General features: G+C 69.6%; 20 protein-coding genes. 9 read left to right on the top strand and 11 right to left on the bottom strand.

Annotation, left to right across the window (positions count from 1 at the left end; all coding sequences use genetic code 11):
• Positions 1-77: 77 nt before the first annotated feature.
• From ACF1FZ_RS32330 to ACF1FZ_RS32290, 9 genes are all read right to left on the bottom strand, one after another.
• A complete protein-coding gene (locus ACF1FZ_RS32330; protein ID WP_391776944.1) occupies positions 78-2,276 on the bottom strand; it encodes a hypothetical protein in 2,199 nt (732 codons plus the stop codon).
• A gap of 101 nt (positions 2,277-2,377) precedes the next feature.
• The gene (locus tag ACF1FZ_RS32325) at positions 2,378-4,471 is read right to left on the bottom strand and encodes a hypothetical protein (RefSeq protein WP_391776943.1); all 2,094 of its coding nucleotides are present in this window, start codon (positions 4,469-4,471) and stop codon (positions 2,378-2,380) included.
• Positions 4,472-4,708: 237 nt separating this feature from the next.
• Positions 4,709-7,159 (bottom strand): hypothetical protein, encoded by a 2,451-nt coding sequence (locus ACF1FZ_RS32320; RefSeq protein ID WP_391776942.1) that lies wholly within the window; start codon positions 7,157-7,159, stop codon positions 4,709-4,711.
• Positions 7,160-7,247: 88 nt separating this feature from the next.
• A complete protein-coding gene (locus ACF1FZ_RS32315) occupies positions 7,248-7,817 on the bottom strand; it encodes a hypothetical protein (protein ID WP_391776941.1) in 570 nt (189 codons plus the stop codon).
• 116 nt (positions 7,818-7,933) lie between these two features.
• Positions 7,934-8,260: a hypothetical protein gene (locus tag ACF1FZ_RS32310; RefSeq protein WP_391776940.1), complete on the bottom strand. Its 327-nt coding sequence runs from the start codon at positions 8,258-8,260 to the stop codon at positions 7,934-7,936.
• A gap of 10 nt (positions 8,261-8,270) precedes the next feature.
• A complete protein-coding gene (locus tag ACF1FZ_RS32305; RefSeq protein WP_391776939.1) occupies positions 8,271-8,486 on the bottom strand; it encodes a hypothetical protein in 216 nt (71 codons plus the stop codon).
• Positions 8,487-8,728: 242 nt separating this feature from the next.
• On the bottom strand, positions 8,729-9,226 hold the full coding sequence (locus ACF1FZ_RS32300) for a hypothetical protein (RefSeq protein WP_391776938.1): 498 nt from the start codon (positions 9,224-9,226) through the stop codon (positions 8,729-8,731).
• Positions 9,223-9,756, bottom strand: coding sequence for a WhiB family transcriptional regulator (locus ACF1FZ_RS32295; RefSeq protein WP_391776937.1), 534 nt, complete (start codon positions 9,754-9,756; stop codon positions 9,223-9,225). The genes ACF1FZ_RS32300 and ACF1FZ_RS32295 overlap by 4 nt, the downstream gene beginning before the upstream one ends.
• A 180-nt stretch (positions 9,757-9,936) precedes the next feature.
• Entirely contained in the window at positions 9,937-10,506 is a 570-nt protein-coding gene (locus ACF1FZ_RS32290) for a hypothetical protein (protein WP_391776936.1), read from the bottom strand.
• A gap of 484 nt (positions 10,507-10,990) precedes the next feature.
• Here ACF1FZ_RS32290 and ACF1FZ_RS32285 point away from each other — a divergent pair, with 484 nt between their 5' ends.
• From ACF1FZ_RS32285 to ACF1FZ_RS32260, 6 genes are all read left to right on the top strand, one after another.
• Positions 10,991-11,803: a GntR family transcriptional regulator gene (locus ACF1FZ_RS32285; protein WP_391776935.1), complete on the top strand. Its 813-nt coding sequence runs from the start codon at positions 10,991-10,993 to the stop codon at positions 11,801-11,803.
• 52 nt (positions 11,804-11,855) lie between these two features.
• Positions 11,856-12,413, top strand: coding sequence for a UTRA domain-containing protein (locus ACF1FZ_RS32280; RefSeq protein ID WP_391776934.1), 558 nt, complete (start codon positions 11,856-11,858; stop codon positions 12,411-12,413).
• 82 nt (positions 12,414-12,495) lie between these two features.
• Complete coding sequence (locus tag ACF1FZ_RS32275; RefSeq protein ID WP_391776933.1) at positions 12,496-12,846, top strand: hypothetical protein; 351 nt, start codon at positions 12,496-12,498, stop codon at positions 12,844-12,846.
• A gap of 520 nt (positions 12,847-13,366) precedes the next feature.
• A complete protein-coding gene (locus ACF1FZ_RS32270) occupies positions 13,367-14,827 on the top strand; it encodes a hypothetical protein (protein ID WP_391776932.1) in 1,461 nt (486 codons plus the stop codon).
• A 75-nt stretch (positions 14,828-14,902) separates the two neighbouring features.
• Positions 14,903-16,273: a replicative DNA helicase gene (gene dnaB / locus ACF1FZ_RS32265; protein WP_391776931.1), complete on the top strand. Its 1,371-nt coding sequence runs from the start codon at positions 14,903-14,905 to the stop codon at positions 16,271-16,273.
• A gap of 168 nt (positions 16,274-16,441) precedes the next feature.
• On the top strand, positions 16,442-17,398 hold the full coding sequence (locus ACF1FZ_RS32260; RefSeq protein WP_391776930.1) for a DnaB-like helicase C-terminal domain-containing protein: 957 nt from the start codon (positions 16,442-16,444) through the stop codon (positions 17,396-17,398).
• Positions 17,399-17,569: 171 nt separating this feature from the next.
• On the opposite strand, the gene ACF1FZ_RS32255 is transcribed toward ACF1FZ_RS32260, so the two are convergent.
• Positions 17,570-18,706, bottom strand: a complete 1,137-nt coding sequence (locus ACF1FZ_RS32255) for a hypothetical protein (protein ID WP_391776929.1) — start codon at positions 18,704-18,706, stop codon at positions 17,570-17,572.
• Positions 18,707-18,941: 235 nt separating this feature from the next.
• On the opposite strand from ACF1FZ_RS32255, the gene ACF1FZ_RS32250 reads away from it, so the two are divergent.
• Both ACF1FZ_RS32250 and ACF1FZ_RS32245 read left to right on the top strand, forming a co-directional pair.
• Positions 18,942-19,103: a hypothetical protein gene (locus tag ACF1FZ_RS32250; protein WP_391776928.1), complete on the top strand. Its 162-nt coding sequence runs from the start codon at positions 18,942-18,944 to the stop codon at positions 19,101-19,103.
• A gap of 239 nt (positions 19,104-19,342) precedes the next feature.
• Positions 19,343-20,818 (top strand): hypothetical protein, encoded by a 1,476-nt coding sequence (locus tag ACF1FZ_RS32245; RefSeq protein WP_391776927.1) that lies wholly within the window; start codon positions 19,343-19,345, stop codon positions 20,816-20,818.
• A 141-nt stretch (positions 20,819-20,959) separates the two neighbouring features.
• Here the strand turns inward: ACF1FZ_RS32245 and ACF1FZ_RS32240 are convergent, their stop codons facing one another.
• Entirely contained in the window at positions 20,960-21,730 is a 771-nt protein-coding gene (locus ACF1FZ_RS32240; protein WP_391776926.1) for a hypothetical protein, read from the bottom strand.
• A 247-nt stretch (positions 21,731-21,977) separates the two neighbouring features.
• Between ACF1FZ_RS32240 and ACF1FZ_RS32235 the strand changes: the two genes are divergently transcribed.
• Positions 21,978-22,265 (top strand): hypothetical protein, encoded by a 288-nt coding sequence (locus tag ACF1FZ_RS32235; RefSeq protein ID WP_391776925.1) that lies wholly within the window; start codon positions 21,978-21,980, stop codon positions 22,263-22,265.
• The last annotated feature ends 9 nt before the right edge of the window (positions 22,266-22,274 follow it).

Below are 22,274 nucleotides of genomic sequence, written 5' to 3'. Positions count from 1 at the left end.
ACGCGCTGTGGGGGGCCCACAGCGCGTGGGAGGGGTGTGGTGGGCGGCGTGTGGGCCGCCCACAGCCTGAGTTGTGGTTACTGGGTGTTGCGGGTGGCGTAGGCGTGGATCGCGGCGGCGAGGGTTTCCGCGAGGTAGCCGGCCTTGGACTCGCCGTCGTTTCCGGCGCGGACGCTGCCCTTGCCGGGGCGCTCGACGCCGACGGAGCGCAGGAGCCGGTTGAGTTCGGTGCCGAGGGCGACGGGGTCGGTGTCCATGCGGGTGGCGAGGTCGCCGGTGTGGATGCGGCCGCCCGCGGCGACGATGTGCTGGTGCGCTTCGGTCAGGAGCTGCGGGACGGGGTTGGGGCGGTCCTGGGGTGCTCCGGCCTGGCGGATGACGCGGCCGAAGTCGGCCTCGATGACGGTGGCGTCGCCGGGCGCGGCCTGGTCGTGCTTGCCGTCGATGGTGCGGGCGGCGGCGAGCATGTCGGAGAGCAGGTCGGAGCCGAACCGCTGCGTCTTCGCCGATGCTTCGGCCGTGGCGGTCGCGGCCGGTGTGGTGGAGCTGCTCGCGGCGCGCGGGCTGGCCGTGCCGTCCGCGTCGTCGTCCACGAGCCCGGTGTTGGGGATGCCGGTGAACTCGTCGATCGGCGGGTGGAGGATCTCCATGTCGGTGTAGGGGTGGGTGGTGTGGTGGAGCTGCTTGCCCTTGTAGATGCGGGGGAGGATGCGGCCCCAGCGGCTGGCGTAGTACTGGGCGGGTTCGGTGTCGAGGAAGACGTCTTCCAGGCGGGGCCGGCGGTCGGCGTAGGTGACGGACAGGGCCCGGATCTGCTTCGGGGTGATCCGGTATGCCTTGAACGCGGTGGGGTCGGAGACGACGTCGTCGGCGTCCGGTGAGGAGTAGAAGCCGCAGCCCTTGTACGGGGCCGACTTCGGGTTGATGCGGGCCCCGCCGGTCGGGAAGAGGTGGGAGAGTTCCTCGGGGTCGGAGACGCGCATGCCGACCCGGACGCGGGACTGCTTCTTCATCGCGGCGGTGATGACGTCCTGGGTGGCGCGCAGCCCGCAGTCGACGACGCGGACGCGGGCGGCGCGGCCGGTGTTGACGATGGTGTCGAGCTTGCTGAGGAGCTTGGGGGTGAGTTCCGCGATCTCGTCGACGAGGATCAGGATCTCGGGCAGGTCGTGGGTGACCTCCAGCTTGTCGTCGTCGACCAGCTGGTCCTGGTGCCCGGACTTGCGGGCACCGATCCCGGCGATCACGACGTCGCACAGGATGTGGGCCTCTTCGATGGTGTCGGCGGTCCAGTCGATGAGCGGGACGGCGGCGTTGCCGTCGGTGGCCCAGGCGTGGAGCCAGGGCAGGGAGATCCCGGCGCCGGTGACGTCGATGTGCATGACGACGGTGTCGTTGGTGCGCAGGGCCCCGGCGTTGGCGACGTTGACGGTGTTGGTCTTGCCGGAGCCGACCTGGCCGACGATGAGGGCGCAGTCGTCGACGACGGCGATGCGGGCCTCTTCGGCGTCAGGCTTGAGGCCGAGGGGGATGCCGTCGTAGATGCTGGTGACGGTGGTGTCGCTGGGGCCGTCGGGCAGGTCGATCTGCTGGGCGAGGACGTCCTCGGCGGTGACCCGGATGAGGATCTGCCCGTACGTCTCGCCGTCGCGGACCTCGATGCCGCCGCCCTTGGGCAGGCGCAGGTCGACGGCGAGCTTGCGCACCGCGTCGGCGGGCAGTTCGGGGGTGTCGGAGGGCATGGTGACCAGGACGGTGTAGCCGACGCCGCCCTTCCACGGGCGTACGCCCTCGACGGTGTGGTTCTCCAGGCGGAAGAGGCGGTGGAGGCGGTCGTGCCATTCGCTGGCGCGCTTGTTGGCCCACTTCTGGAGCTTGCGCTGGTGGCGTTCGGTGCGGGCGGTCTCCTCGGCCTGGACCAGGCCGCGGGCCAGGGTGATCCCGGCGGCGGCTCCGGCGGCCCACCAGCCGGCCATGCCCCAGGTGAGGGGGGTGTGGTCGGCCAGGGCGGAGGCGGTCCACCCGCCGGCGGTGAGCCAGGCGGCGCAGCGGGCGACGGTGTGGCCGCCGGGGCGCCGCTGGTAGAGGTCGGCGGCGGCCTGGGCGGCGGCTCCGGCTCCGGCGACCAGGAGGGCGTGGGAGGGGGGCAGGCCGGTGACGGAGCCGGTCGCGGCGACGGCGTAGGCGCCTCCGGCGACCAGGGCGGCGGAGGTGGCGGGGGAGTGGTGCCAGCCCCAGTCCAGGGCGGCGGAGGTCGAAGTCGTCTTGGCGGCCATCGGTGCGGGCTCCTTCGTACGGGCAGTGCGAGGCGGGAGAGAGGCGGGCGGGCCACGCACGGTGGAGTGCGCGGCCCGCCCGGGGCAGTGCTGCCGGCCGGTCAGACGTCCCACATGGCTTCGCCCTGGTCCCCGTTGCGGGGGTCCTCGTGGCGGGCGATGTCGGGGGCGTGGAGACGGCGGAAGGACGGCATCAGCTCCTGAGCCGCGGACGCGGCCTGCATGAGGAGCTGGTGGACCGTCGCGAGGGCTTCGACGACCGTCTTGTCGACCGGGTAGACCTCGTTGGAGCGGGTCTGGAGCAGGCTGATCGTGGCGGCGATGTTCTCGATCCCGGCCGGGACGCCTTCGTACTCGGCGGCGACCTGCTTCATGTGGCCGGGCTCGTAGCGGGCGTAGACGTGGGCGATGTCCTGGGTGACCGCGACAAGCCGGGAGGGCTGGCGCTGGTCGTAGCCGCCGTCCGCGCGGCGCTCCAGGATGTTCCACATGTGCTCGCCGGGCCGGGGCTCCTCCAGGCGGCGCAGGTCGTGCTCGTGGACCTTCGCGAACAGGGGGCCGACTTCCTGGGCGGCTTCGGCGGCCCGGTGGAGCAGGGCGTAGACCTGGGCGACCTGGTCGGCCATCCGCTTGTCGGCCGGGTACTTGTCGGCGGTGTTGACCGCGAGCTGCCGCACCGCCTCACCCACCGAGGCGATGCCCTCGGTCAGCCCCCAGTACTCGGCGGCCACGGCCAGCATCATCGGCGGCTCGTAGGCGGCGTACGCCTCGCGTACGGCCTCGGTCTCGGTCTCGAAGACGGACACGCAATCTCCTCCGAAGTGGTCGCTGCCGAACGGGTCGGCGGGGGTGGTGGTGTGGCCGGGCTCGTCGAAGTCGGTCAGGGCGTCGGGGCGGGTGTCCTTGGCCCAGCCGTCCTTGGCCCTGGCCATGAGCCGGGTGTGGAGCGTCTTCGCGAGGTGCATGGCCCAGCGGGTGCAGCGGACCCCCCACTTGGTGCCGTTGCGCGGTGCCAGACGCAGGAAGCGCAGCAGGCCGCCCGTGGCGGCGGCGATCCCGCGTCCGAGGAGGCCGGGGATCATGGCGAGGGCGCCGACGGCCCCGGCGGCGACCTTCGCCGCCGCGCTGCGCAGCAGGTACCGCATCCCGGCCCGGCCCTTCTTGACGGCCGCTGCCCAGGCGACGCGGGCCCGCTTGCGGGCCTGGTTGGCGGCCTTGGCCACACCGCGGCGGGCGGCGCGGGCCTTGGTGCCGGCCGAACGGGCGGCGGCAGACCCGGCGAGGGCCCGGCCCGCCTTTACGGCGGCGGCCGTGCCGCGCATCCCGGCCCGGCCCGCCCGGCGGGCGGCGGCGGCCAGGGTGCTGCGGCTCTTCCCACCGGCCTTCCCGGCTGTGCGGGACCCGCCCGTACCGGCGGAGGCCGCACCGCCGCCCGCGCCAGTGCCGCCCGCGCCGTTGCGGCGCAGGCCGAGGCGGCGCAACAGACCGCCCTTTCCGGACCCGCCAGGACCGCTCCGGCGGCCTCCCAGGCCCCCGGAGGCACCAGCACCCGTGCGGGCGCCTCCAGCGCCGCCCAGGCCGCTGCTGCGCAGTCCGGGGCGGGTCTGTCCCGTACCGGCGTTGGGCCGGGCGTTCTTCGTGAGCGACATGCCGCCCCGGCCGGTCCCGGCGCGGGGCGAGGGAACGGCGCCGCCCCGGCCTGCGAGGCCGCCGCGCCCTTGTCCACGGCCGCCGGAGACGCCAGGAGCGGAGCCGCGGCCGCCGGAGGTGGAGCGGCCCGTGCTGCCCAGCGCGGAGCGCTGCCCGCCACCGCGGCCCCGGCCTGCGCCGAAACCGCTGCCGCCTCCGCGGCCGCCGCGACCGCTGCCGAGGGCGCCCTTGCGCGCCGCGCGGCGGGCGGCGACCGCAGCGGCGAGGGCTCCGCCGCCGGCCACCACTCCGGCAGCGGTCACCAGGCCGAGGGTTCCGGCCGCCCCGTACAGGGCGGCCCCGCCGGTGGCGGCGGCCTCGGTGCCGAACAGGGCCAGCGGCAGTGCCCGGACCGGAGCACGGGAGGCCTTGCCGCCGTCGTTCGTGGTGCTGGTGTCGTCGGCGGGGGTCTGGTTGAGGGTGATCTCGATCGGGGTGGTCTGCCCGTCCGGGTCGGCCACCACCGTGGTGGGCTCGGGCGGTGCCTTCGTGCTGGTGTCGGACACTGGTGAGGCTCCTTCGGGAGTAGGGCCGCTCCCGGCCGGGCCCTGAGAAAGCGGGCCGGGAGCGGCTGGCCGGCCTGACGGCCGTGGCCCGCTACCAGAGCCCCGCCCCGGCCGGCCCGGTAGAAGAGCCGGGCGGCAGGGGCGGGGAGCTGGGTGCGGCCATGCGCGGTCAGGACGTTCGGAGGGCGGCAGCGGGTTCGCGAACCTGCGCTTCTGGTTCGCGAACCCGGGTTCGCCTCAGCCCGCTGCGCGCTGGTTGTAGGCGTCGCGGGCGTCGTTGAGGCGGTGGTAGGCGGTGGTCTTGGTCATGCCGGTTCGCTCCTGGACGAGCGGGAGTTTGACGTTGTCGTAGCCGAGTTCTTCGATGAGGTTCAGAACCTGTTCGACCTGTTCGGCCTGTCGCTGGGAACGCTTGGTGAGGTTCGCGGTTCCGTCCCGGTCCGGTTCGCTGTTCGCGTTCTGCTGGTTCGGAACCCGCCCGTTGTCCGGGGCACCGCTGGTTCGTGGTGCGCCGGGGGGAAGGGGGGTTCCGTTGTTGCCGAACCGGTGGTTCGCGCCGGAGTGGTTCGGGTTCGGCGGCGGGGGAAGAGCGGGGCGGTTCGGGTTCAGCTCACCGTTCGCCTGGTTCGGCAGGTCGGTTCGGACCAGGTTCACGAAGAGGTTCGGAACCTGCCCCGGGTTCGGCGAACCGTTCAGCGGGAGAACCCGGTAGGTCGCCGGGAGCGGCGAACCCCGGCGTGCGGAGCGCAGGTTCTTCCGGTGGGTGAGTTCGCGTTCGGCGGCGTACCAGGTGTGGTTCAGGGTCGTCAGGGACGCGTCGGTGATCGCGAGGGACCACGCGGTGAACGCGTGGCGCGGGTAGCGCAGCCAGCGCACCATGCCGATCGAGGGGCGGGCCTGGGCGACCTTGCCGCCGGCGCGGAGCGTGCGGCGGTGCAGCAGCGTTGCGTAGAGCTCCCACAGGGCCATGCCGACGATCGACATCGTGGCGAACGCCATGGCCTTGGGGGTGAAGTGCCAGTAGGTGACCTCCTGGACGAACTGGCGGGCCGCCGCGTCCCAGACCCGGGTGCCCGGCTGCGGCACCCCGGAGGCGTGCCAGAAGTTCATCAGCGCGGCGCCCATGGCGAAGATCCAGGTGGCTGCCCGGTACAGGGTGCCGGCGTCGCCGTCCTTGCGGGCCTGGTGGTACATCCAGCCCACGAAGGCGGTGGACAGTTCGAACGCGGCCGCGAACAGGACCGTCCAGGGCGCTTCCCAGCCGAGGATGTCCTTGGCGAATCCGGCCTGCCCGGTCCAGGCGACCGCCATCGGCGCGGTGATCGGCAGGATCACCAGCAGCCTTTCGGCGTTGACGAGCACGAACTTCTTCAGCCGCTCCGCACGGGTCGGCTTCCCGGCCCGGGCGGCGGCCCGCAGCTCCCGGGCCTTTGCCGTACGGGCATCACGGGACTCGCGGCGCTGATCGCGTGCCTCGCTCTTCAGCCGCTTGCGCTCGATACGCCGCTCAGTACGGTCCAGGGCCCGCCGCATCCGCTCCGCGGCCTCCGCCGCCTTGTCGTGCGCGGCTTTGAGCGTGACCTCGGCGTCGGCCTCCCTCACCCGGGCGCGGGCCAGGACCTCGGCGGCCTCCTTCAGGTCGGTGTCCTTCTGGGTGCCCGCCTTGGCGAGGATGCGGTCGGCCTCATCCCGGGCATGGCGGGTGAGGCGCTCGGCGTCCTCGGCCGCCGTCGCCTTCAGCCGGGCGATGTCCTCTTCGGCCAGCTTCCGCACCCGCGCCGCCGACTGCCGGGCCGCCTCCTGTTCCCGCCCCGCGTCCTCGCGGAGCTGGGAGGCCTCGGCCTCGGCCCGCTCGCGCAGGCGCGCCGCTTCGGTCTCGGCCTGGTCCTCGACTTCGGCGGCGTCCTTCTCGGCAGCGGCCAGGATCTCGCCGGAGCGCCGCTCGGCTGCTGCGACCTGCCCGGCCGCCTCTGCCGCCGCGCTCTGCAGCCGGGCGCGGGCCGCCTCTGCCGCTTCGCGGGCCACCTGGTCTGCGGACTCGGTGGCGGCCTGGGTGATGCTGTCCGCCTCGGCGCGGGCCCGGGTCAGGATCTCCTCGGCCTCCTCACGCGCCGCGGCGACGATCTGCCCGGCCTGGTCCTTCGCCTGGGCCTCGATCTTGTTGGCGGCGACGGCGGCCTCGGCGCGCTGGCGGGCCGCATGCGCGCGGGCCTCGGCGCGCTGGCGGGCCACATGCGCGCGGGCCTCGGTGTGCAGCTGCTCGGCCTCCGTGCGCCCCTGCTCCTTCACGGCGACGGCATCACCGGCCGCCTCGGCCAGACGCCGGCCGGACTCCTCGACGACCTCGTCCAGCACCTGCCGGGCCATCGCCTCCGCATGCGTGCGGAGCGCCTCGGCCTCACGGCGGGCGTCCTCGGTCAGTGCAGCCGCACATGCCTCGGCATCGCCCAGGAGGCGGGCGGTGTCGGCGTGGGCCTGGTCCAGGAGAAGGCCGGCGACGTCGGCGGCCCGGTCGCGGGCGTCCGCGACAACCGGATCGGCCTCGACCCGGGCCGCCGGCGCGCCGACGGCCGGGGCAACGGGCTCCACTGACGGCGTGCTCGTCGTGGTGGGCTTGGGCGGGGTGTTCTTCCGGGCCCGGGCCGGCTTGCGCCGGGCCGGGGCCTTCGTACGGGCGGCGGTCGCCACGAGGTTCTCCTTATATACGGGGGGCCACGCGCGCCGGCCCCGCCACGGTCTGGCGGGGCCGACGCGGGTACGGCGGCGGGGCAGGGGGTCAGGGGGCCAGGGCGGGGCCGTAGGTGCGGGCGAACCGGGCACCCGCGCACAGCAGGGCGGTGATGTCGGCGTGGGTGCGGTGCTGGCGCTCCGACCACGCCGTGGCGCGGGCGGAGGGCGATCCGGTGTGGGCCTGGATCAGCCGGTCCAGGACGTAGCCCGCCACCCGGTCGGTGTCGGTATCGCCGTCCACGCCCTTCTCGCCGACGTGGCGCAGCGCGGTGGAAAGGGTGCGCCGCGGGTCGAGGTCGATGTCCTCGTGGATAAACCGCAGCAGCGCCCGGACCATCTGCTTGACCGTCATGGACTCGTCGTCGGCGGGGTTCGCTTCGCTGGACTGGTCCCGGTCCCGGTTGTAGGTGTGGACCCCGGTCCAGCCGTCCTTGTCGAGCAAGGTGACGGTGGCTTCCAGGTGGCGAGCCACGGCCTCGCCGGAGGACTCCTCACCGGACGGGCCGGTCCACACCGACCCGTAGGACTCGACCACGAGTTCCTGCGCCGTGCGCAGCGTGGCGTCGGTGAACGGGGCAGCGGGGGAGGTCGTCGTCTTGGGCGTGGTCTTGGGCATGTGAGCCTCTCTCAGGGCTAGCGGGTCCGGGCTGTCCGGCTCCCCGTCACCGCGAGCCGCCCCAGCGCCGGATGGCGAGAGGTGGTTCGCGGATCAGGCAACCGTCAGACCGGCTGTCACCAGCCGTTGAGGAACGCTTCGTAGTACGGCCAGCCGAGCCGGGCGGCGGCCGCGTGCTGCCGTGCGTCCTGCGCACCGCGCCGTTGGATACCGGCGGCGATGGTGTGGCCCTTGCGGGCCAGCTCGTCGGCCAGGCGCTGCTGGCCGGCCGCCGACGCCTCCCACGCCTCGGCCTCGGCCTGCATCTCACGGTGGGTGTAGAGCGGAGGGGGAGGCGGGGCGATCTCACCGATCACCACGTAGGCGTCCAGGTCAGCGGCGGACCAGGTGGCGGGGTCGCCGTGCTGGTCGCGGAAGGTGTCGGTCGTGAGCGTGCGCGTCATTGCGTACTCCTCAGGTCCAGGCGGGGCCGTCGTACTCGACGGCGACGACAACGGCGCCGGGGTTCTCGCGCTGGGTGCGCAGCACGTCGGCCGCGACGTCGGCCAGGCTGTTGGTGCTGTTGATGCTGAGGACCTGTCCGGTCCGCTCGTCGTAGAGCCGGTAGTGCAGGTCGGTGTAGGCGGGGCCCCGATCGGGCAGGGGCCGCCCCTTCCAGATGTCGGGCACGGTGTCCTCCTGGTCAGCGGGTGCGCAGGTGGTTGAGGGTGGAGGCTGTCAGCCACCGGCAGGTTTCCGATCAGTTCGTGCGGGGTGGAGGTCGGTGACGCGGTGGCCGGCCTCCCATGCCCTGGCGGCCGCCGTGGCTGCGGCCGCGAGCAGGATGTGGGTCAGTGGGTGGGCCAGGCCGCATACGGTGGCCGCCCGCGCCGCGAGGTGCTGCGCGGCGCGGGCGGCCGGTATGTGCCGGGTCAGGGCTGGTGCCGTTCGGGTACGGCGGAGTGCGGGCGAGCCGGTGCCGGCGTCGGCTCGGTACGGCCGTCACGCTCGTGCGGTGTCGGCTCCACCGCCCTGAGCTGCTGGCAGGCGGAGCAAGTCCACCCGGCGTAGCCAAACCATGTGCCGCAGGTGTCGCACTGCACCTGGCCGGTGCTCTGCGGGGCCGGGGCGACAGCGCCGCAGCGGCACGTCCAGTACCCGCACAGCGGGCACGCGTCGTTCGCCGACCGGAAGGTCAGCGGGCGGGTGAGCAGGAGTACCGGCTGCCGTTCGTAGCCCGGCACCATCTCGGCGAGGGTGCGCCGTGCCTGGTGGCCGGCGGACCGGGCGCGGGCATCGCCGTCGACGACCAGGCGGTCGACGAGCCGGTGGAACTGGTCAGTCTCGTCACGCTCGAAGCCACGCTGGTTGTCGTCGCGCTCCTGGTCCTCCAGCCAACCGGCCTGGGGGATGAGGGTGGTGACGCTCATGCCGCCACCCCCCAGCCAGCGCGTGCCCGGCGGGCGGTGCGGATCTGGCGGATCTGCGCGGCGAGGGTACGGAGCCGGTCGTTCTGGGCGGCGGTCCTCGCGGCCATCGAGCGGACTCCGCCGTTGCGGTTGGAGTCGGGGTTCGTGCCCGCCTCGGTGTGGAGTCGGGTGGTCAGCGTGTCGAGCTGGCGGCCCTCGGTGTCGCGGTCCGCGTCGACCGCGGCCGCCAGGCGCTCGGCGTGGGCGGCGCGGACGGCGGCGAGCTCGCGGCCGGTCAGACCGGCGCGCACCATTTCATCCGCGTCGGGCCGTCCGTCGCCGTCGCGCAGGGCGAGCTCCTCGCACGCGGCCCTGACGGGGCAACCGATGCAGAGGCGGATCGCCTCGAGTCGGCGGGCGTGCCAGTCGGTGTCCGGCTCGTCATCGGAGCGGAACCAAAGGTCGGGGTCCATGCCGGTGCAGCGGGCACCGGCATCGACCGCGGCCTGGAGTACGGCCCGGCGTGTGTGCCGGGCCAGTGTGGATGTCATCCTGTGCATGCGCGTTTGCCCTTCTAGAGAGGGTGAGCTGCGAAGACGGCCCCCGGGTTGCCCCCCGGGGGTTCGTCGTGTTCAGGGCCGGTGGCCCTGTGACTGCTGTACGAGCAGCCACGGCCCTGGCCGCCCCCTTCTGCGGGGCGGCCAGGGCCGTGGTCGTTCGTACGGGGTGCTTCAGCGCGCGGAGCGCTGGGGGCGGAGCGTGTCCAGCGGGACCTCGGGGCCTTCCGTCGGGACGTCACCGGCGGGCACCACCCGGCGGTTCATGTCGGCAACATCCACGCGGGACAGCACCGCGTTCCAGTCGGCCAGGCGCCCGGCCGGCGTGCGTTCGGCACGAGCTCGCAGGGTCCGGTCGGTCCGCGGGCTGAACGCTTTAGGCAGCACTGTGGTGGCCGTCCGACTGGAGGATTCCTTCACGGCGTCGGTCAAGGCCTGGCGCCACTCGGGGATCGTCATGTCGAACTCGAGCCTGCGGTTGCTGCTCCGGCAGTGAACTGCGGCGGCGACGTGGGCCTTGCCGGTGTGGTGCGGGACTAACTTCTGGACCTTGCTCTGCATGCCGGTGATCGGCACCCAGGTCTCGCAGTCCTGGCAGACGAGTACGGCCTTGAGCGGGTTGCGAAGGTCGATGTGATGGAGCGGGAGCTCGGAGAGCTTGAGGGCGGGGAGGCCGCTGACCCGCTTCGTGCGGGTCCGGCGGGGGCGTTCCTTGGCGGTGGGCACCGCGGCGATGATGGACATGCGGGATCTCCTCATGTGCGAAGGGGAAGGGCTGCGTCGCGGTGCTCTCTCCGCCCGTCAGGCCGCGCGGGTGACCCCGGCGTCCTGACGGACGGACAGCGCATAGCGCTGCGACGTGCAGTAGAGAGTCGAGAACCCGGGGGATTTGTTGGTGCCATCAACCCCGGCCCCCTCTCTGCGAGGGGGGACGACCTCCTACGGTCTTGCGGCTGGCGCTGCGCCCAGATGTGCAGGAACAACACCGGCTACGCCCTGCAAGCGGCTACTCACTGCTCGCGGACACATCTCGATAGAACCTCACTATTGGGCCCCGGTCAACCTGTCTAGCCAAGTAGTTTCCAACACCGCATTTGACCTGCGGTTTCACCAGGACAGTTAAGTCATGGCGTGTCTCGGCTTTCAAGAAACAACTAGACATGCGATGCTGTGCGGACCGGGCAGCGAGACCCACTGGCTGCCACGACGGGTACAGAGAGGGGGAGCAGTGGCCACCAAGCAGAAGGAGCCGGGGAAGGTCGAACGGATCGCGTCCGAAATTCGGGACAAGATCGAGCGAGGCGCACTCGCACCTGGGTCGCGCCTGCCTGGCGTGCCTCAGCTCCAGAAGGAACACGGCGTCGCCTACCAGACCGCGCGCGACATCTACGGGCTGCTCGAAGATGAAGGTCTGGTCTTCTCTCGCCGGGGCAAGGGCACCTATGTGTCCCTGGTGATCGGCAAGATCATCTCGGATCGCACCCAGCGCTACCTACCGACGCTGCGAGAGGCCGGCGGAGCCGTTGGAGCCTTCGAGGCAGAGATGCGTTCGATGGGCTTCGAGAACAAGGACCCGGTCGTCACGATCGCCAAGGACGTGCCGCCGAAGAAGGTCGCTGAGCTCTACGGGATGCACCACCGTGCGAAGACCCTCAAGCGTGAACGAATCATGCGGGTGGGGCTCCCAGGCAACGACGATGCCCTGGAAGTCGTCCAGGTGGCCACGAGTTGGTTTCCACCGGACGTCGTCGACGCCTGCCCTGTACTCGCAGAGAACAACACGGGCACGGGAGGCAGTAAGTCGCGGATGGCTGAGGCTGGCTTCAGACAGGTGCGGTTGCGTGAGGAGATCGAAGTTCGTTCGCCCACTCCGGAAGAGGCCGATGCTCTCGGCATTCCGGTTGAGCGAGCCGTACTGGAGATCACCCACAAGGGACTGACTGCCGAGGGCCGCATCGTAGAGATCTGCCTGCACGTCCTGCCGCGCTCCAAGTGGCGGTTGGCCTACGAGTGGGTCATCGATACCCCGGGAACCGGCTGACAAGCACGGAACACAAACGTCCATCAACACACGAGCAAGGAGCATTCAGCACATGGCTAGCAACCGAATCGACGACAGCGGCCTGGTCCTGCGGGACGCACGCACCCGGTACACCACCGGCCAGCGTGAGGAGAACGGCGCGCACGGTGCGTTCGACGCTGAACTGCGCCGCTCCGGCCGCGCTCCGCGGACCGAGGTCTCCGTCAGCCGCACCACTGCGCCGGCGGATGTCGCTCAGCTCCTGGGCGTCGACGGCGAGGTCGTTGTGCGGGCTCGGGAGATGCTCGACGGTGAGCGCGTCATTCAGCTCGCCACGACGTACATCCCGGTGGACGTCGCAGAGGCCGCGGGGATCGAGCAGCTGGACACCGGCGTCGGCGGCATCATCAGCCGCATGAAGGAGGCCGGGTTCGACCAGGGCCCCAACGCTGTCGAGGATGTCGAACTCCGGCCCGCTACATCGGAGGAGTCGACTCGGCTCGGTCTGCCCGAGGGAGCCGACGTGCTAACCATCAACCACATCGGTGCTGCTAACGGCCGCGTGGTTGAGGTGACCCAGCACGTCCTGGGCAAGGGCTGGAAGCTGCGCTACGCCGCCCCGCTCGCCTGACGAAACACCCCGGGCGCCCCGGCCGCCGTGCCGGGGCGCCCGCCTCGCTGGCACCTCTGAGTCCCTGGAGACCGACCCCCACATGAGCACCGAGAAGCGGCTCAGCGCCCCCGAGCTGGTGGACGAGATCCGCAATTCCCTCACTGTGACGACTGGATGGATCCCCAGGCTCTCGGGCCCGGACGGTCCGACCGGCGTCCCCGACGCGGCTTCTCTCCCAGAAGTCGCACAGAGCCTGCGCGAGTTCGCCGACTCGCCGACCATGCCCTCCGAGACGGCGCAGCAACTGCGCAGAGCCTCGGAGTCAGCAACCGCAGCGGTCATTGCAAACGACGCCATGGCATACGGCTACCTGGGAGCGGCGTACGCGTACGTGGTCCAGGCCAGTCGTGCAGCTAGCAAAGAGGCAACCAGTGATTCCGAACACTTCTAGAGCTCATGACTTTCAGTGACAGGATGAGTACGTGAAAAGTCCGCCCTAGAAACGCCGAAGCGGTCCCGTCGCCACAACGGAACCGCTTCCTAGCTACCGACTCGCCCGAGCTCCTACACTCACGAGTCGTGTCCGGTGAGGTGACCTCGCCGGGGTGATACCCGTGGACCTCTCGGTCCGCGTAGTCACCTGTACCCAGGTTAAGCGCTCCGCCTCCCGGATCGCCACCATCTGGGTCTCCTGTCAGGTCACATCTGCTGGTCACGGCTCCCCTATAAGGGGAGATCCACCGCATGCAGTACCAGTTCCGTCCTCGGTGCCGGCCTCCGGCTGCACTCCGAGGTTTGTCCGCCAACCGTCCGGTGCCTGCTCACCGGATCATGCGCTCCGCTCGCACGCAGCCCGGCGTCGCAGCTGGTGCCCCGCCCTTCTTGGGTGGTGCCGCGTGAGTGATTTTCCTGTTGGCGACGCGTTCACCAGCACCACTGTCGTTAGGGCCTGGGAGCCACCTGAGGAGGTGGTGGTCCCCTTCGCTCTGGCCCATTCCGAAGGGCTCCAGCCGGAGGATTACGGCGTTCTGCTCCGACTGCTGCTCCGGGATCCGCAACGGCCGTCCAGCGTCCTGGCCCTGTCTGAGGAGTTCCAGGCGTCGGGCTGGAAGATGGGCGAGAAGCGGCTGCGGGAGGTCATGAAGCGGCTCAAGGCCGCTGGCCACGTGCAGCACCTCCGGGAGTACAACCCGTCCACGAAGCGCCCCGAGTGGCAGTTCCGCGTCTTCCGCAACCCCGCCAACAACGCTGCCTACGCCCGTCACGGCGGGGACACGTTTCCGCAGGTCAGGCCGATCGGGCGGAAACCGGCGGATCGGGGCTCAGAGGTCGCTTCCGATCCGGCGGAAACCGGCGTATGCGCAGGTCAGGCCGATCGGGCGGTATTCGGCGGATCGGCTCCGATCCGGCGGAATTCGGCGGATCGGGCCGAGGGCGTTCCCGCAGGTCAGACCGATCGGGCGGAATTCGGCGGATCCGGTGTCGCCCCCCCCACTCCCCCCCGTAGGGAGGAGGAGGATTCCTCCTCCCGTAAGTCCTCCTCCACAACCTTCGTCGCGGCTGGCGCTCAGGCAACAGACGCAGCAGCGGTCACGGCTGCTGTCGAGTTCCTCGCGGAGCTGCCGGGTCGGTGGGCGTGTGGGCGTAAGACCGCTGCCGAGCTGGGTCCGCTGCTCGCGGAGTCCGTGACCGCGCAGGGCTGGGAACTGGGCTCGGATCTGGTCCAGCAGCTGACTCGCCGGTCTCAGGCGCGTCGCAGTGCTCAGGCGGTGCTGCGGGAGCGGATCGAGGACCTGCCCCGCTACCGTGCCGCCCGCACGGCTCTGGAACAGGAACGAACCAGGGCTGCGCGGCTGGACGGCGAACAGCAGCTGAGCCTGCCGGAGGTTCAGCAGCCGGGTCCTGGCGCTGCAGAGCCGGCACCGGGTGTGACGCCCGAGCTGGTTGAGCGGGCGCGGGAGTTCCTGCTGACGCTGACAGGGCCGTGGGCGCTGGGCACGGAGAGCGCCGCCCGTCTTGCTCCGCTGCTCGCGGGCAGGGTCATCGAGCGCGGGTGGGAGTTCGACCAGGTGCTGCTGGCCCAGTTGATGTCCAACCCGGGCGGTGCGAACAACCACGAGCTGGTGTTGGAACGCAACCGCATCGGTTGCCTCCCCTTCCGCCGCAAGACGGCGCCGGGGCAGCAGCGCGACGGGCGCAATGCCCGCCAGGAGGCCATCGACGCGTGCACGGTCTGCGACGCCTACGGGCAGTACGAGATCAACGGCCGGGCCGCCCTGTGCAAGCACGACAAGAGGCCCGCACCTGCCGTACCGCAGGACCCTCCGGCCGAGGCTGCCTGCGACCCCGGCCCTGTGCGGATGCCGGATCCGGCCGGGGAGACGAACCGGCTGGAGAGTCTGCTCGCGGCGATGCGCCAGCCCGCCGTCTGACCCTGCTGACACGAGAGCGGCGCCCGGATTCCTTGGCCGGGCCCGGGCGCCGCACGACCTCTGGAGAGATCACCCATGACTGTAATTCCCAACCAGAACACCTACGACGCCGCCGGCGAGGAGAGCAGCGGGTTCAGCCGGATGCCCCCGCACAACCTGGAAGCTGAGCAGTCCGTCCTGGGCAGCATGATGTCCTCGCAGCAGGCCGCCATCGACTGCCAGGACATTCTCAAGCCGCAGGACTACTACAAGCCCGCCCACCAGGCCATTCACCAGGCGATCCTGGATTTGCGGGCCCAGGGCGAGCCCTGCGACCCGATCCATCTCGGTGCCGAACTCCTCAAGCAGGGTCAGCTCGAGCGAGTCGGCGGAGCGGCCTATCTGCACACCCTCGTCCAGGCCGTCGACACCGCGGCCAACGGTTCCTACCACGCCGGGATCGTCCGGGAGCAGGCCATCCTGCGTCGCTTGGTCGACGCCGGGATCCGCATCACCCAGTCCGGCTACGCGGGGCAGGGCGAGACCGACGACCTCGTCGCCGCCGCGGCCGCAGAAATCGCCGCCGTCGTCGAAGGCACCGGCAAGGACGACGACTTCCACACCCCCGGCGAAACGATGGAAACGACCCTGGACCTGGTCGACACCGACAACAGCGGCGCCATCATCGGCCTGCCCACCGGCTTCACCGACTTCGACTCCCTCACCAGCGGCCTGCGCCCCGGTCAGCTCATCGTGGTGGCCGGCAGGCCGGGCATGGGCAAGACCACCTGGGCCATGGACATCGCCCGCCACTGCACCATCATGAACAACATCCCGGCGGCGTTCATCAGCCTGGAGATGGGCATCGACGAACTGAACATGCGGCTCCTGTCCGCCGAAGCCAAAGTCGCCCTCCACCACCTGCGCTCCGGCAGCACCACCGACGAGGACTGGACCCGCATCGCCCGCGCCCTGCCCCGGATCACCGACGCCCCGCTCTACATCAACGAGAGCGCCAGCACTCTCGGCGTCATCCAGGCCAAGCTGCGCCGCCTGAAAACCCGCCAGCCCGACCTGGGCCTCGTCGTCATTGACTACCTCCAGCTCGTCAACGTCGCCGGCCGCCAGGAGTCCAGGGAACGGGAGGTCTCCGCCATCAGCCGCCAGCTCAAGCTCCTCGCCAAGGAACTCCAGGTGCCGATCGTGGCTCTGGCTCAGCTCAACCGCGGCCCGGAGCAGCGGACGGACAAGAGGCCCGCGGTCTCCGACCTGCGCGAGTCCGGATCGCTGGAACAGGACGCGGACATGGTCGTCCTGCTCTACCGTGACGACGCCTACGAACCGTTCTCGGGCCAGGCCGGGGAAGTCGAGCTGATCGTCGGCAAGCACCGCAACGGGCCCACCGCCACCATCACGGTCGCCAACCAACTGCACTACAGCCGGTTCATCGACATGGCTCTCACCTGATCCACCCGGCGCACCCGAGATGCCTTTAAGTGAGCCTGGACGCGCCTCTCCCCGCCTGTTTGACCTGCCGAGCTCCTCCCTCATTCGGGGTGGAGATCGCCCCGCAGGCGCCCACCTGGACGATCAGCGGGCCATCGCCAGTGATGGCCCGCACACGAGAGGAACACCATGTACGACTGCCCGGTCTGCCTCGAACCGCTGAAGCCGAACACCGGCGGCTTAATCACCGTCTCCGGTGTCACCAAAGATCGCCCAGAGAACTGGGTCTTCGGCCCATTCCCCGTCCACGACGAGCCTTGCCGCGACCGGCTTGCCGACCCCCGCTTCTCCTTCCTAGTTGGCACGGACGGGTATGAGAAGACCTCGACACGACTGCACGCAGATGCATCGGCCACCCAGGAGCTTCTCGCTCACTGGGCGAAGATCATGAACACTTCCTACGTGTCCCGGTACGCCGTGCAGTACTGGTCAGACAAGATTTCCGGCACCGACGAGCCCAACGGCACCGAGATGACGCCTTGGCCCGAAATGGATGAAGCCCTCGACCTGTCCAGCGCGCACTTCACCTGCCTCGGCACCCGCTCGCGCAGCAGGGAAGCCCAGGCCGGATACGACATCGCAGTTCACAACGCCGCACGGGGAAGGAAAGTGGCGATGTTCGCCCCCGACCTCAGCCCGCGCAACCCCGTCCCGGGCCTGACGATCGACCGCAGCCGGCCTCTAACTCCGGAGTACATCGAGAACACCCTGCAGAAAATGGCCGACCGCGGCGAACGCGCCGGCCTCGTCATCATCGACCGCCTGCAGGTCATGAGCCGACACGACGACGACGGTCCCTACCGGGTGAGCTCACCCGACGACATCGAAGTGGTGTCCAAAGAGCTCAAACACATCGCGATGACCGAATCCCTTGGCACGCCCCCAGTCTTGCTGATCGCCAGACTTGAACGGCCACGGCGGCCAGACCACGTACTGGAGCTCGACGACCTCGGTGCTGCTGCCGAGCTCGAATATCACGCAGATCTTCTGGCGCTCGCTGACCGAACCGGCCCAGCCCAAGTCGCCGTCCTGGTAGCCAAGGACCGCTCGGGCCCAGCCCCACGCCATCTGACCGTCAACTGGTAGCGGCACCAATTGCGGATGGTCGGCACATGGCTGGCGACCCGCGAAGCCCTCCAGGTCCCGAACGGTTCTCCCGAGCGGTTCGGGTGCCGGCAGGGCCTGCCCCCGTCGGCAACGTCGCAGCCTCGCGGCCCATCGGGTGCGGGCCCGAGGCAGCGGCGTGCGGTTCGCGTCTCACGCGTCCGCCGGCGCATGGTCGGCAGGGCGCTCGGGATCATCCTGCACGCGTGTCATGGCGGCATCGGCGAGTTTCTCTCGCCGATGGGTGAGTTCCCGGTCGAGCGTCTGCATAGCGTTCGCGGCGAGCCCATCGTCGGTCATCTGCCAAAAGTGCGGCTCGTAAGCCTGGCGGACGCGAGCCGGCTGGGAGAAGAGCGCCCTTATCAGGGGATCGGTGATCGTGTCGACGGCAGCTTCGAGCCCCTCGGGCGGTTCGGCGGGGCGGATGAGACCGAATTCGCGAAGGCGTCCACAACCGTCCTCCCAGGCGTCGTCACGCAGGCCGAAGACCTGCATGCGGGGCCGCGTGGTGAGGAAGATGCCCGACAGGCGGTGTTTCCTGGGCGCCCACTGGCTCATCATTCTCAGGATGAGCCAGGTGGCGACCTCAGAAGGATTGAGCACCTGGATCCAGCCCTTGAGGAAGAAGTCCTTGGGGAGCGTGATCGTCTTGGCGGCTGTCCAGCTACGGACGGGGACGGTGTAGAGGTCCGGGGTCGGCATATCGCCCCGCCCGCCTTCCTCCATGAGCGAGAAGTCCTCGTACAGCCGCTGTCCGCGCGCGCCCCGGGGCATGGAGACCAAGGCGTCTCCCTGGCCGAGTTCTTCCAGAGTTTTCAAGGCTCCCTTGACCTGTCGAAGCCGCAGATCCTCCAGTTTCCTCGTGCGCCACCGCTCCTCCGCGCGCGCACTACCGCAGAGCTCCGGAGGCATGTTCTTCAACGCGGCGTCGTACCCACTCGTCGCGGTGTCGTACGCACCGTCGATGGCAACGAGGTCGGGCCACGAGTCGGTCCCCGTCAGCGGGCGAACGTTTTGCCAGAGGTCTCCTGTGTCCAGCCGGCACTGTGCCTCGAAGACCGCCAGCAGGTAGAAGCGCAGCGCTATCCCCCGCGGAAGGACCAGCTTGGTGAGTCTCGACCGGTCACCGTCGGCCTGCAGCAAAGCGCTGCGCAGGGTGATCGAGTCCGGCTTCTTCCCGTCCTTCCAGATTCTGTCCAGGGCATCAGACGCTTTCATGACCGAGCCGGTCCTCCGCATCTGCTGCAGTCGGCGCAGTCTGCGCTCGTTCGTTTCCCGTGCATCAGCCACGAAGGAAGGTTAGCGTTTTGATCCCAACGTTTTGATCCGGGTAAAGGCTGTCGCTGACAGCCTTTACCCGGATCAAAACGTTGATCACGTCCTGACGAAGGCTCCTCCAGGCCCCTCACCATGGACTTCAGGCCCGCTCAACGCGGGCTCGGCGGCAAGTCGTTCGCACAGACGCGAACAGCCCTGGGTCCAGCCGGGGCCGCCCGCTTGAGGATCTCTTCCAGGAGGACAGCACGTGGCAAATTCCCACAACTCCCAGCCCCTGCCGCAGCGCTGGGCGATCATCCTGCTCGCCGGCGTCCTGGCGGGCGCCCTCGTCCTGAGCCTGGCAGGCCCGCTGCCCGCTCTCGGTGCCGCAGGTGCGACGGTGCTTGCCGTGCACAAGCTCATGGCGTAGCGAAACCGGTGGAGGGCGTTACTGGCACCCTCCACCGGCGCTGCTGTCAGGAGGTGTCCCTGGCCGGCCCTGTACCCAGCAGGGCGGCACCCGGGGCGCCGCCCGAACTCTTGAAGGGTCAGCTTTTGCGATACGAACTCACTGGCCGAATTCGTACGGCTGATCCCTGTGTCTGACGAATTGTCAGTGCCTGGTTCTACCGTCTTTAAGGGAAGCCCCTCCGAAGGTGAAGGCGGTGCGTGTTGGCGAACATTGTCTGGCACACGAAATTGGGTATCGAGCTGGATCTGACCCGTGACGATCTCGGGCACGAGACCTTGCCGAACCTGTGGGAGACCCTCTACCAGACAGACCGGCTGTACGCGGCGAGGAACGTGCCCGTGGCCGAGCGGGGCCTTCAGTGCGGTGGGGTGTGCCGGAAGGCGGGCGTCACTGCCTGGATGTACCTGCGAATGCGCGCCAATGGGCGTCGTGAAGCTGTTCACGAGCGCGCCGAGGACGAAGACCGCCACCACGCGGCTCTGTCGGACGAGCACAAGGCGTACCAGGAACGGATCGTGCGGGCAGCGGAAAGTGGCGGCTTCCACGCTGACAACGAGGTGAGGACGAGCGTGGGGCCACGGTCGTGGATCCAGACCGACACGCTCGTTCAGGGGGAGGGCGGGCTCCGGATCGGGTGGGAAGTGCAACTGTCCACCGCTGGGGTTCAGGGGCCTCGGAGCGTCCGCGCCCGAGCGAGCCGGGCTGCGAAGCACGGGATTACTCCAGCGTGGCATACCGACCGCGGGGACTACGCCAGCCGCAACGATGTCCACTGGACGCGAAGCGACCATCTTCCCGCGCAGGTCATCGCGAAGTCGGGCGACCTGCGCGTCGTCTCCGGCTTCCGTATTCTCGACTTCTGGAAGTGCGATGTCCGTGCCTTGTACCGGTGCCCGGACACCCAGAGCCGCTGCGGCAAGATGCACACCACCCCCAAGCCCCGAGACGTCTTCTTCGACGACCTGGTGCGAAAGACCGCAGCGGGGCTCATCGTTCCGGTCGAGTTCCGAGGCGAATCACGCACCCACAGGTTCTGGGTCACCGACAGGGACCGAGACCGGTACGCAGATCTCAACAACGGCCTGCCCGTACTTCCATCCGCGCAGGCCGAAGACCACGACCAGAACCCTCCCGGGGCCAGCCGCCGCGCCCCGACCTGCCGGCCGCACACAGCGACGCCCGCCATGCCCTCCCACACCGCGCCCCTCCTGTCGATCCCAGCACAGGCTTCGGCTCCACGACAAGAAGTGACTTCGGCGTCAGCAACCCGCCCGCTTCAGCCCTCTGCTCCGCAGCCTGTGGTGGTGCAGGCGCCGTTCCCCGATGATCTGCGCACCGCACAGATCCGTCTGCACCAGACCACCGCGGAGCTCGTGACTCTCGGGCGCAGCTTGCCCTGGTCGGTGGATCCCCACGACGGTTGGCCCGGGAACGAACATCCGCGTACCGGCGAAATCACGGGCGGCAAGCCGCCGTCACCTGGATGGACCGACGAGCAGAAGGCGGCCATCCACCGGCTCCGCCAGGAATGCCTGGCCCTATCGGAGACGGTGGCCACGCACGCGTACTGGCAGTCGCTAAGCGGCGAGAGTCTGGTGCAGCGCCGCATGGAGCTCAAAGCGGCCACCCGCACTGAGACTGCCGCCGCTGTCGACGTCACGACCACCGCCTGACCTGAAGACGTACACCTTTGACCTCTATCTGGCTGCGGCCTGCAGAGTGCCCCACTCGCTGTGCCGAGTTGGACCGCTGAATCACGGGGGAGGTCCTTACAGCTGAGGCTGCCTGAGTTACTGGGGGCTGTAGTTCACCACTCAACTGGCAGACACCGGGACAGCGACGCCTAGCTCCTCGGTGACCTCGAAGTGGCCCGCTGCACATTGCCCCTGAGGCAGGGTCGTGACGTCAGGCTGGCTGAGGTCCCCGCCTACTGCCGATCCTTTAAGCACCATGTTGAAGCACGCTGTCTTGAGCCCTGCGGCCTTGAGCTTCGCAGCGGATCCACTGAGGAACACCTGGACGGGGAAGGGCTTCGTCACCTTCGGCGGCTCCTCAGGCGGGTGTGAGGCCCACATGAACCCAGCCAGGCTTAAACAGATGACTGTGCCTGCGGCCGCTAGAACCTTCGTGAGTCGGCCGTACAACTGCCGCGACAGCCAAGCGTTGGCCTGGCGTAGACAGACGTCCGCGACAGCTTCGAGCTGGGCCACCTGCTCGCGCAGGCCCTCACTAGGATGCGCGGCGAGGTCCTTGCGGGCAGCCAGTAGCTGCTCTCGCAGATCCCGCGGGCTGTTTACTTGAATGGGCTGCATCTGAGTCGAGGCCGCGAGCTCTGCCAGCAAAGGATCGCTCAGCCCGCCTCTGGTCAACCGTTGGAGTGGTGTGACCTGCCTGTCTGAGATCATCAGCCGTGTCTCTCTGGTGATCAGATCAGACCAGGTCAGCGACGGTGCAATAAGCACTCGAGAGGCGTAGACGATCACCCAGCCCGTTGCCAGTAGAGCCATCAAGGCAGCGCTGAGCGCCACTATCAGATGAGCTTGCGATGTGACCTGCATCACAGTCTGGATCTGGATACTGGCCACTAAGACTGCTCCGATGGCGGCAAATGAGGTCACCATCCAGCGGGCAGCTCCCCGCACAGATGCGCCATGATCCTCTTGTTGGGGCTGGTCAGGAGGTGCGGGATCGCCAAGGGCCATGACTGGTGACACACTCCGATGCCTGAAGGGCCAACAGCTTGCGGTAGCTGTGGATGACTGATTTGGGCCTGCATTTGTCGCTTGGTTGTGGGCATAATTGTAGGTACATTCTCGGAAGGGAGGTAGGCCCATGCCTGATATCAGTCTGGGAAACGCCCGCATCGTCACGATGCGCGAGCTCGCCAACAGTGCCAGCCAGATCATGCGAGAGCTGAACGAGTCCAACCGGCCGGCGGTCGTCACCAAGCACGGGAAGTTTGTTGCCGTCATCCAGCCGCTTGCCGGTGCGCAGGTGGAAGCGATCTCGCTAACGAACCTAGCCGTGAGTCTTGCCGACGACGCAGCTGAGGACGCCGTGGATGGCACGGAAGTGCGTCGCCGCTTCGGGCTCAACGTCCGCAAGCGTGGCGGCAACTGACAGTAGCTG

It is taken from the genome of Streptomyces sp. NPDC014623, from assembly GCF_043088245.1.
In the GTDB taxonomy this organism is placed as follows: domain Bacteria; phylum Actinomycetota; class Actinomycetes; order Streptomycetales; family Streptomycetaceae; genus Streptomyces.
The sequence above is the reverse complement of the archived record's forward strand: the minus strand, read 5'-3'. Positions and strand labels throughout refer to the sequence as shown.

Bases quoted from the DNA above. Each gene is read 5' to 3' on its own strand.
- ACF1FZ_RS32260 (WP_391776930.1), top strand. From the start codon at position 16,442: ATGTACGACTGCCCGGTCTGCCTCGAACCGCTGAAGCCGAACACCGGC.
- ACF1FZ_RS32280 (WP_391776934.1), top strand. From the start codon at position 11,856: ATGGCTAGCAACCGAATCGACGACAGCGGCCTGGTCCTGCGGGACGCA.
- ACF1FZ_RS32310 (WP_391776940.1), bottom strand. From the start codon at position 8,260: ATGACGCGCACGCTCACGACCGACACCTTCCGCGACCAGCACGGCGAC.
- ACF1FZ_RS32275 (WP_391776933.1), top strand. From the start codon at position 12,496: ATGAGCACCGAGAAGCGGCTCAGCGCCCCCGAGCTGGTGGACGAGATC.
- ACF1FZ_RS32315 (WP_391776941.1), bottom strand. From the start codon at position 7,817: ATGCCCAAGACCACGCCCAAGACGACGACCTCCCCCGCTGCCCCGTTC.
- ACF1FZ_RS32300 (WP_391776938.1), bottom strand. From the start codon at position 9,226: ATGAGCGTCACCACCCTCATCCCCCAGGCCGGTTGGCTGGAGGACCAG.
- dnaB (WP_391776931.1), top strand. From the start codon at position 14,903: ATGACTGTAATTCCCAACCAGAACACCTACGACGCCGCCGGCGAGGAG.
- ACF1FZ_RS32295 (WP_391776937.1), bottom strand. From the start codon at position 9,756: ATGACATCCACACTGGCCCGGCACACACGCCGGGCCGTACTCCAGGCC.
- ACF1FZ_RS32330 (WP_391776944.1), bottom strand. From the start codon at position 2,276: ATGGCCGCCAAGACGACTTCGACCTCCGCCGCCCTGGACTGGGGCTGG.
- ACF1FZ_RS32235 (WP_391776925.1), top strand. From the start codon at position 21,978: ATGCCTGATATCAGTCTGGGAAACGCCCGCATCGTCACGATGCGCGAG.
- ACF1FZ_RS32290 (WP_391776936.1), bottom strand. From the start codon at position 10,506: ATGTCCATCATCGCCGCGGTGCCCACCGCCAAGGAACGCCCCCGCCGG.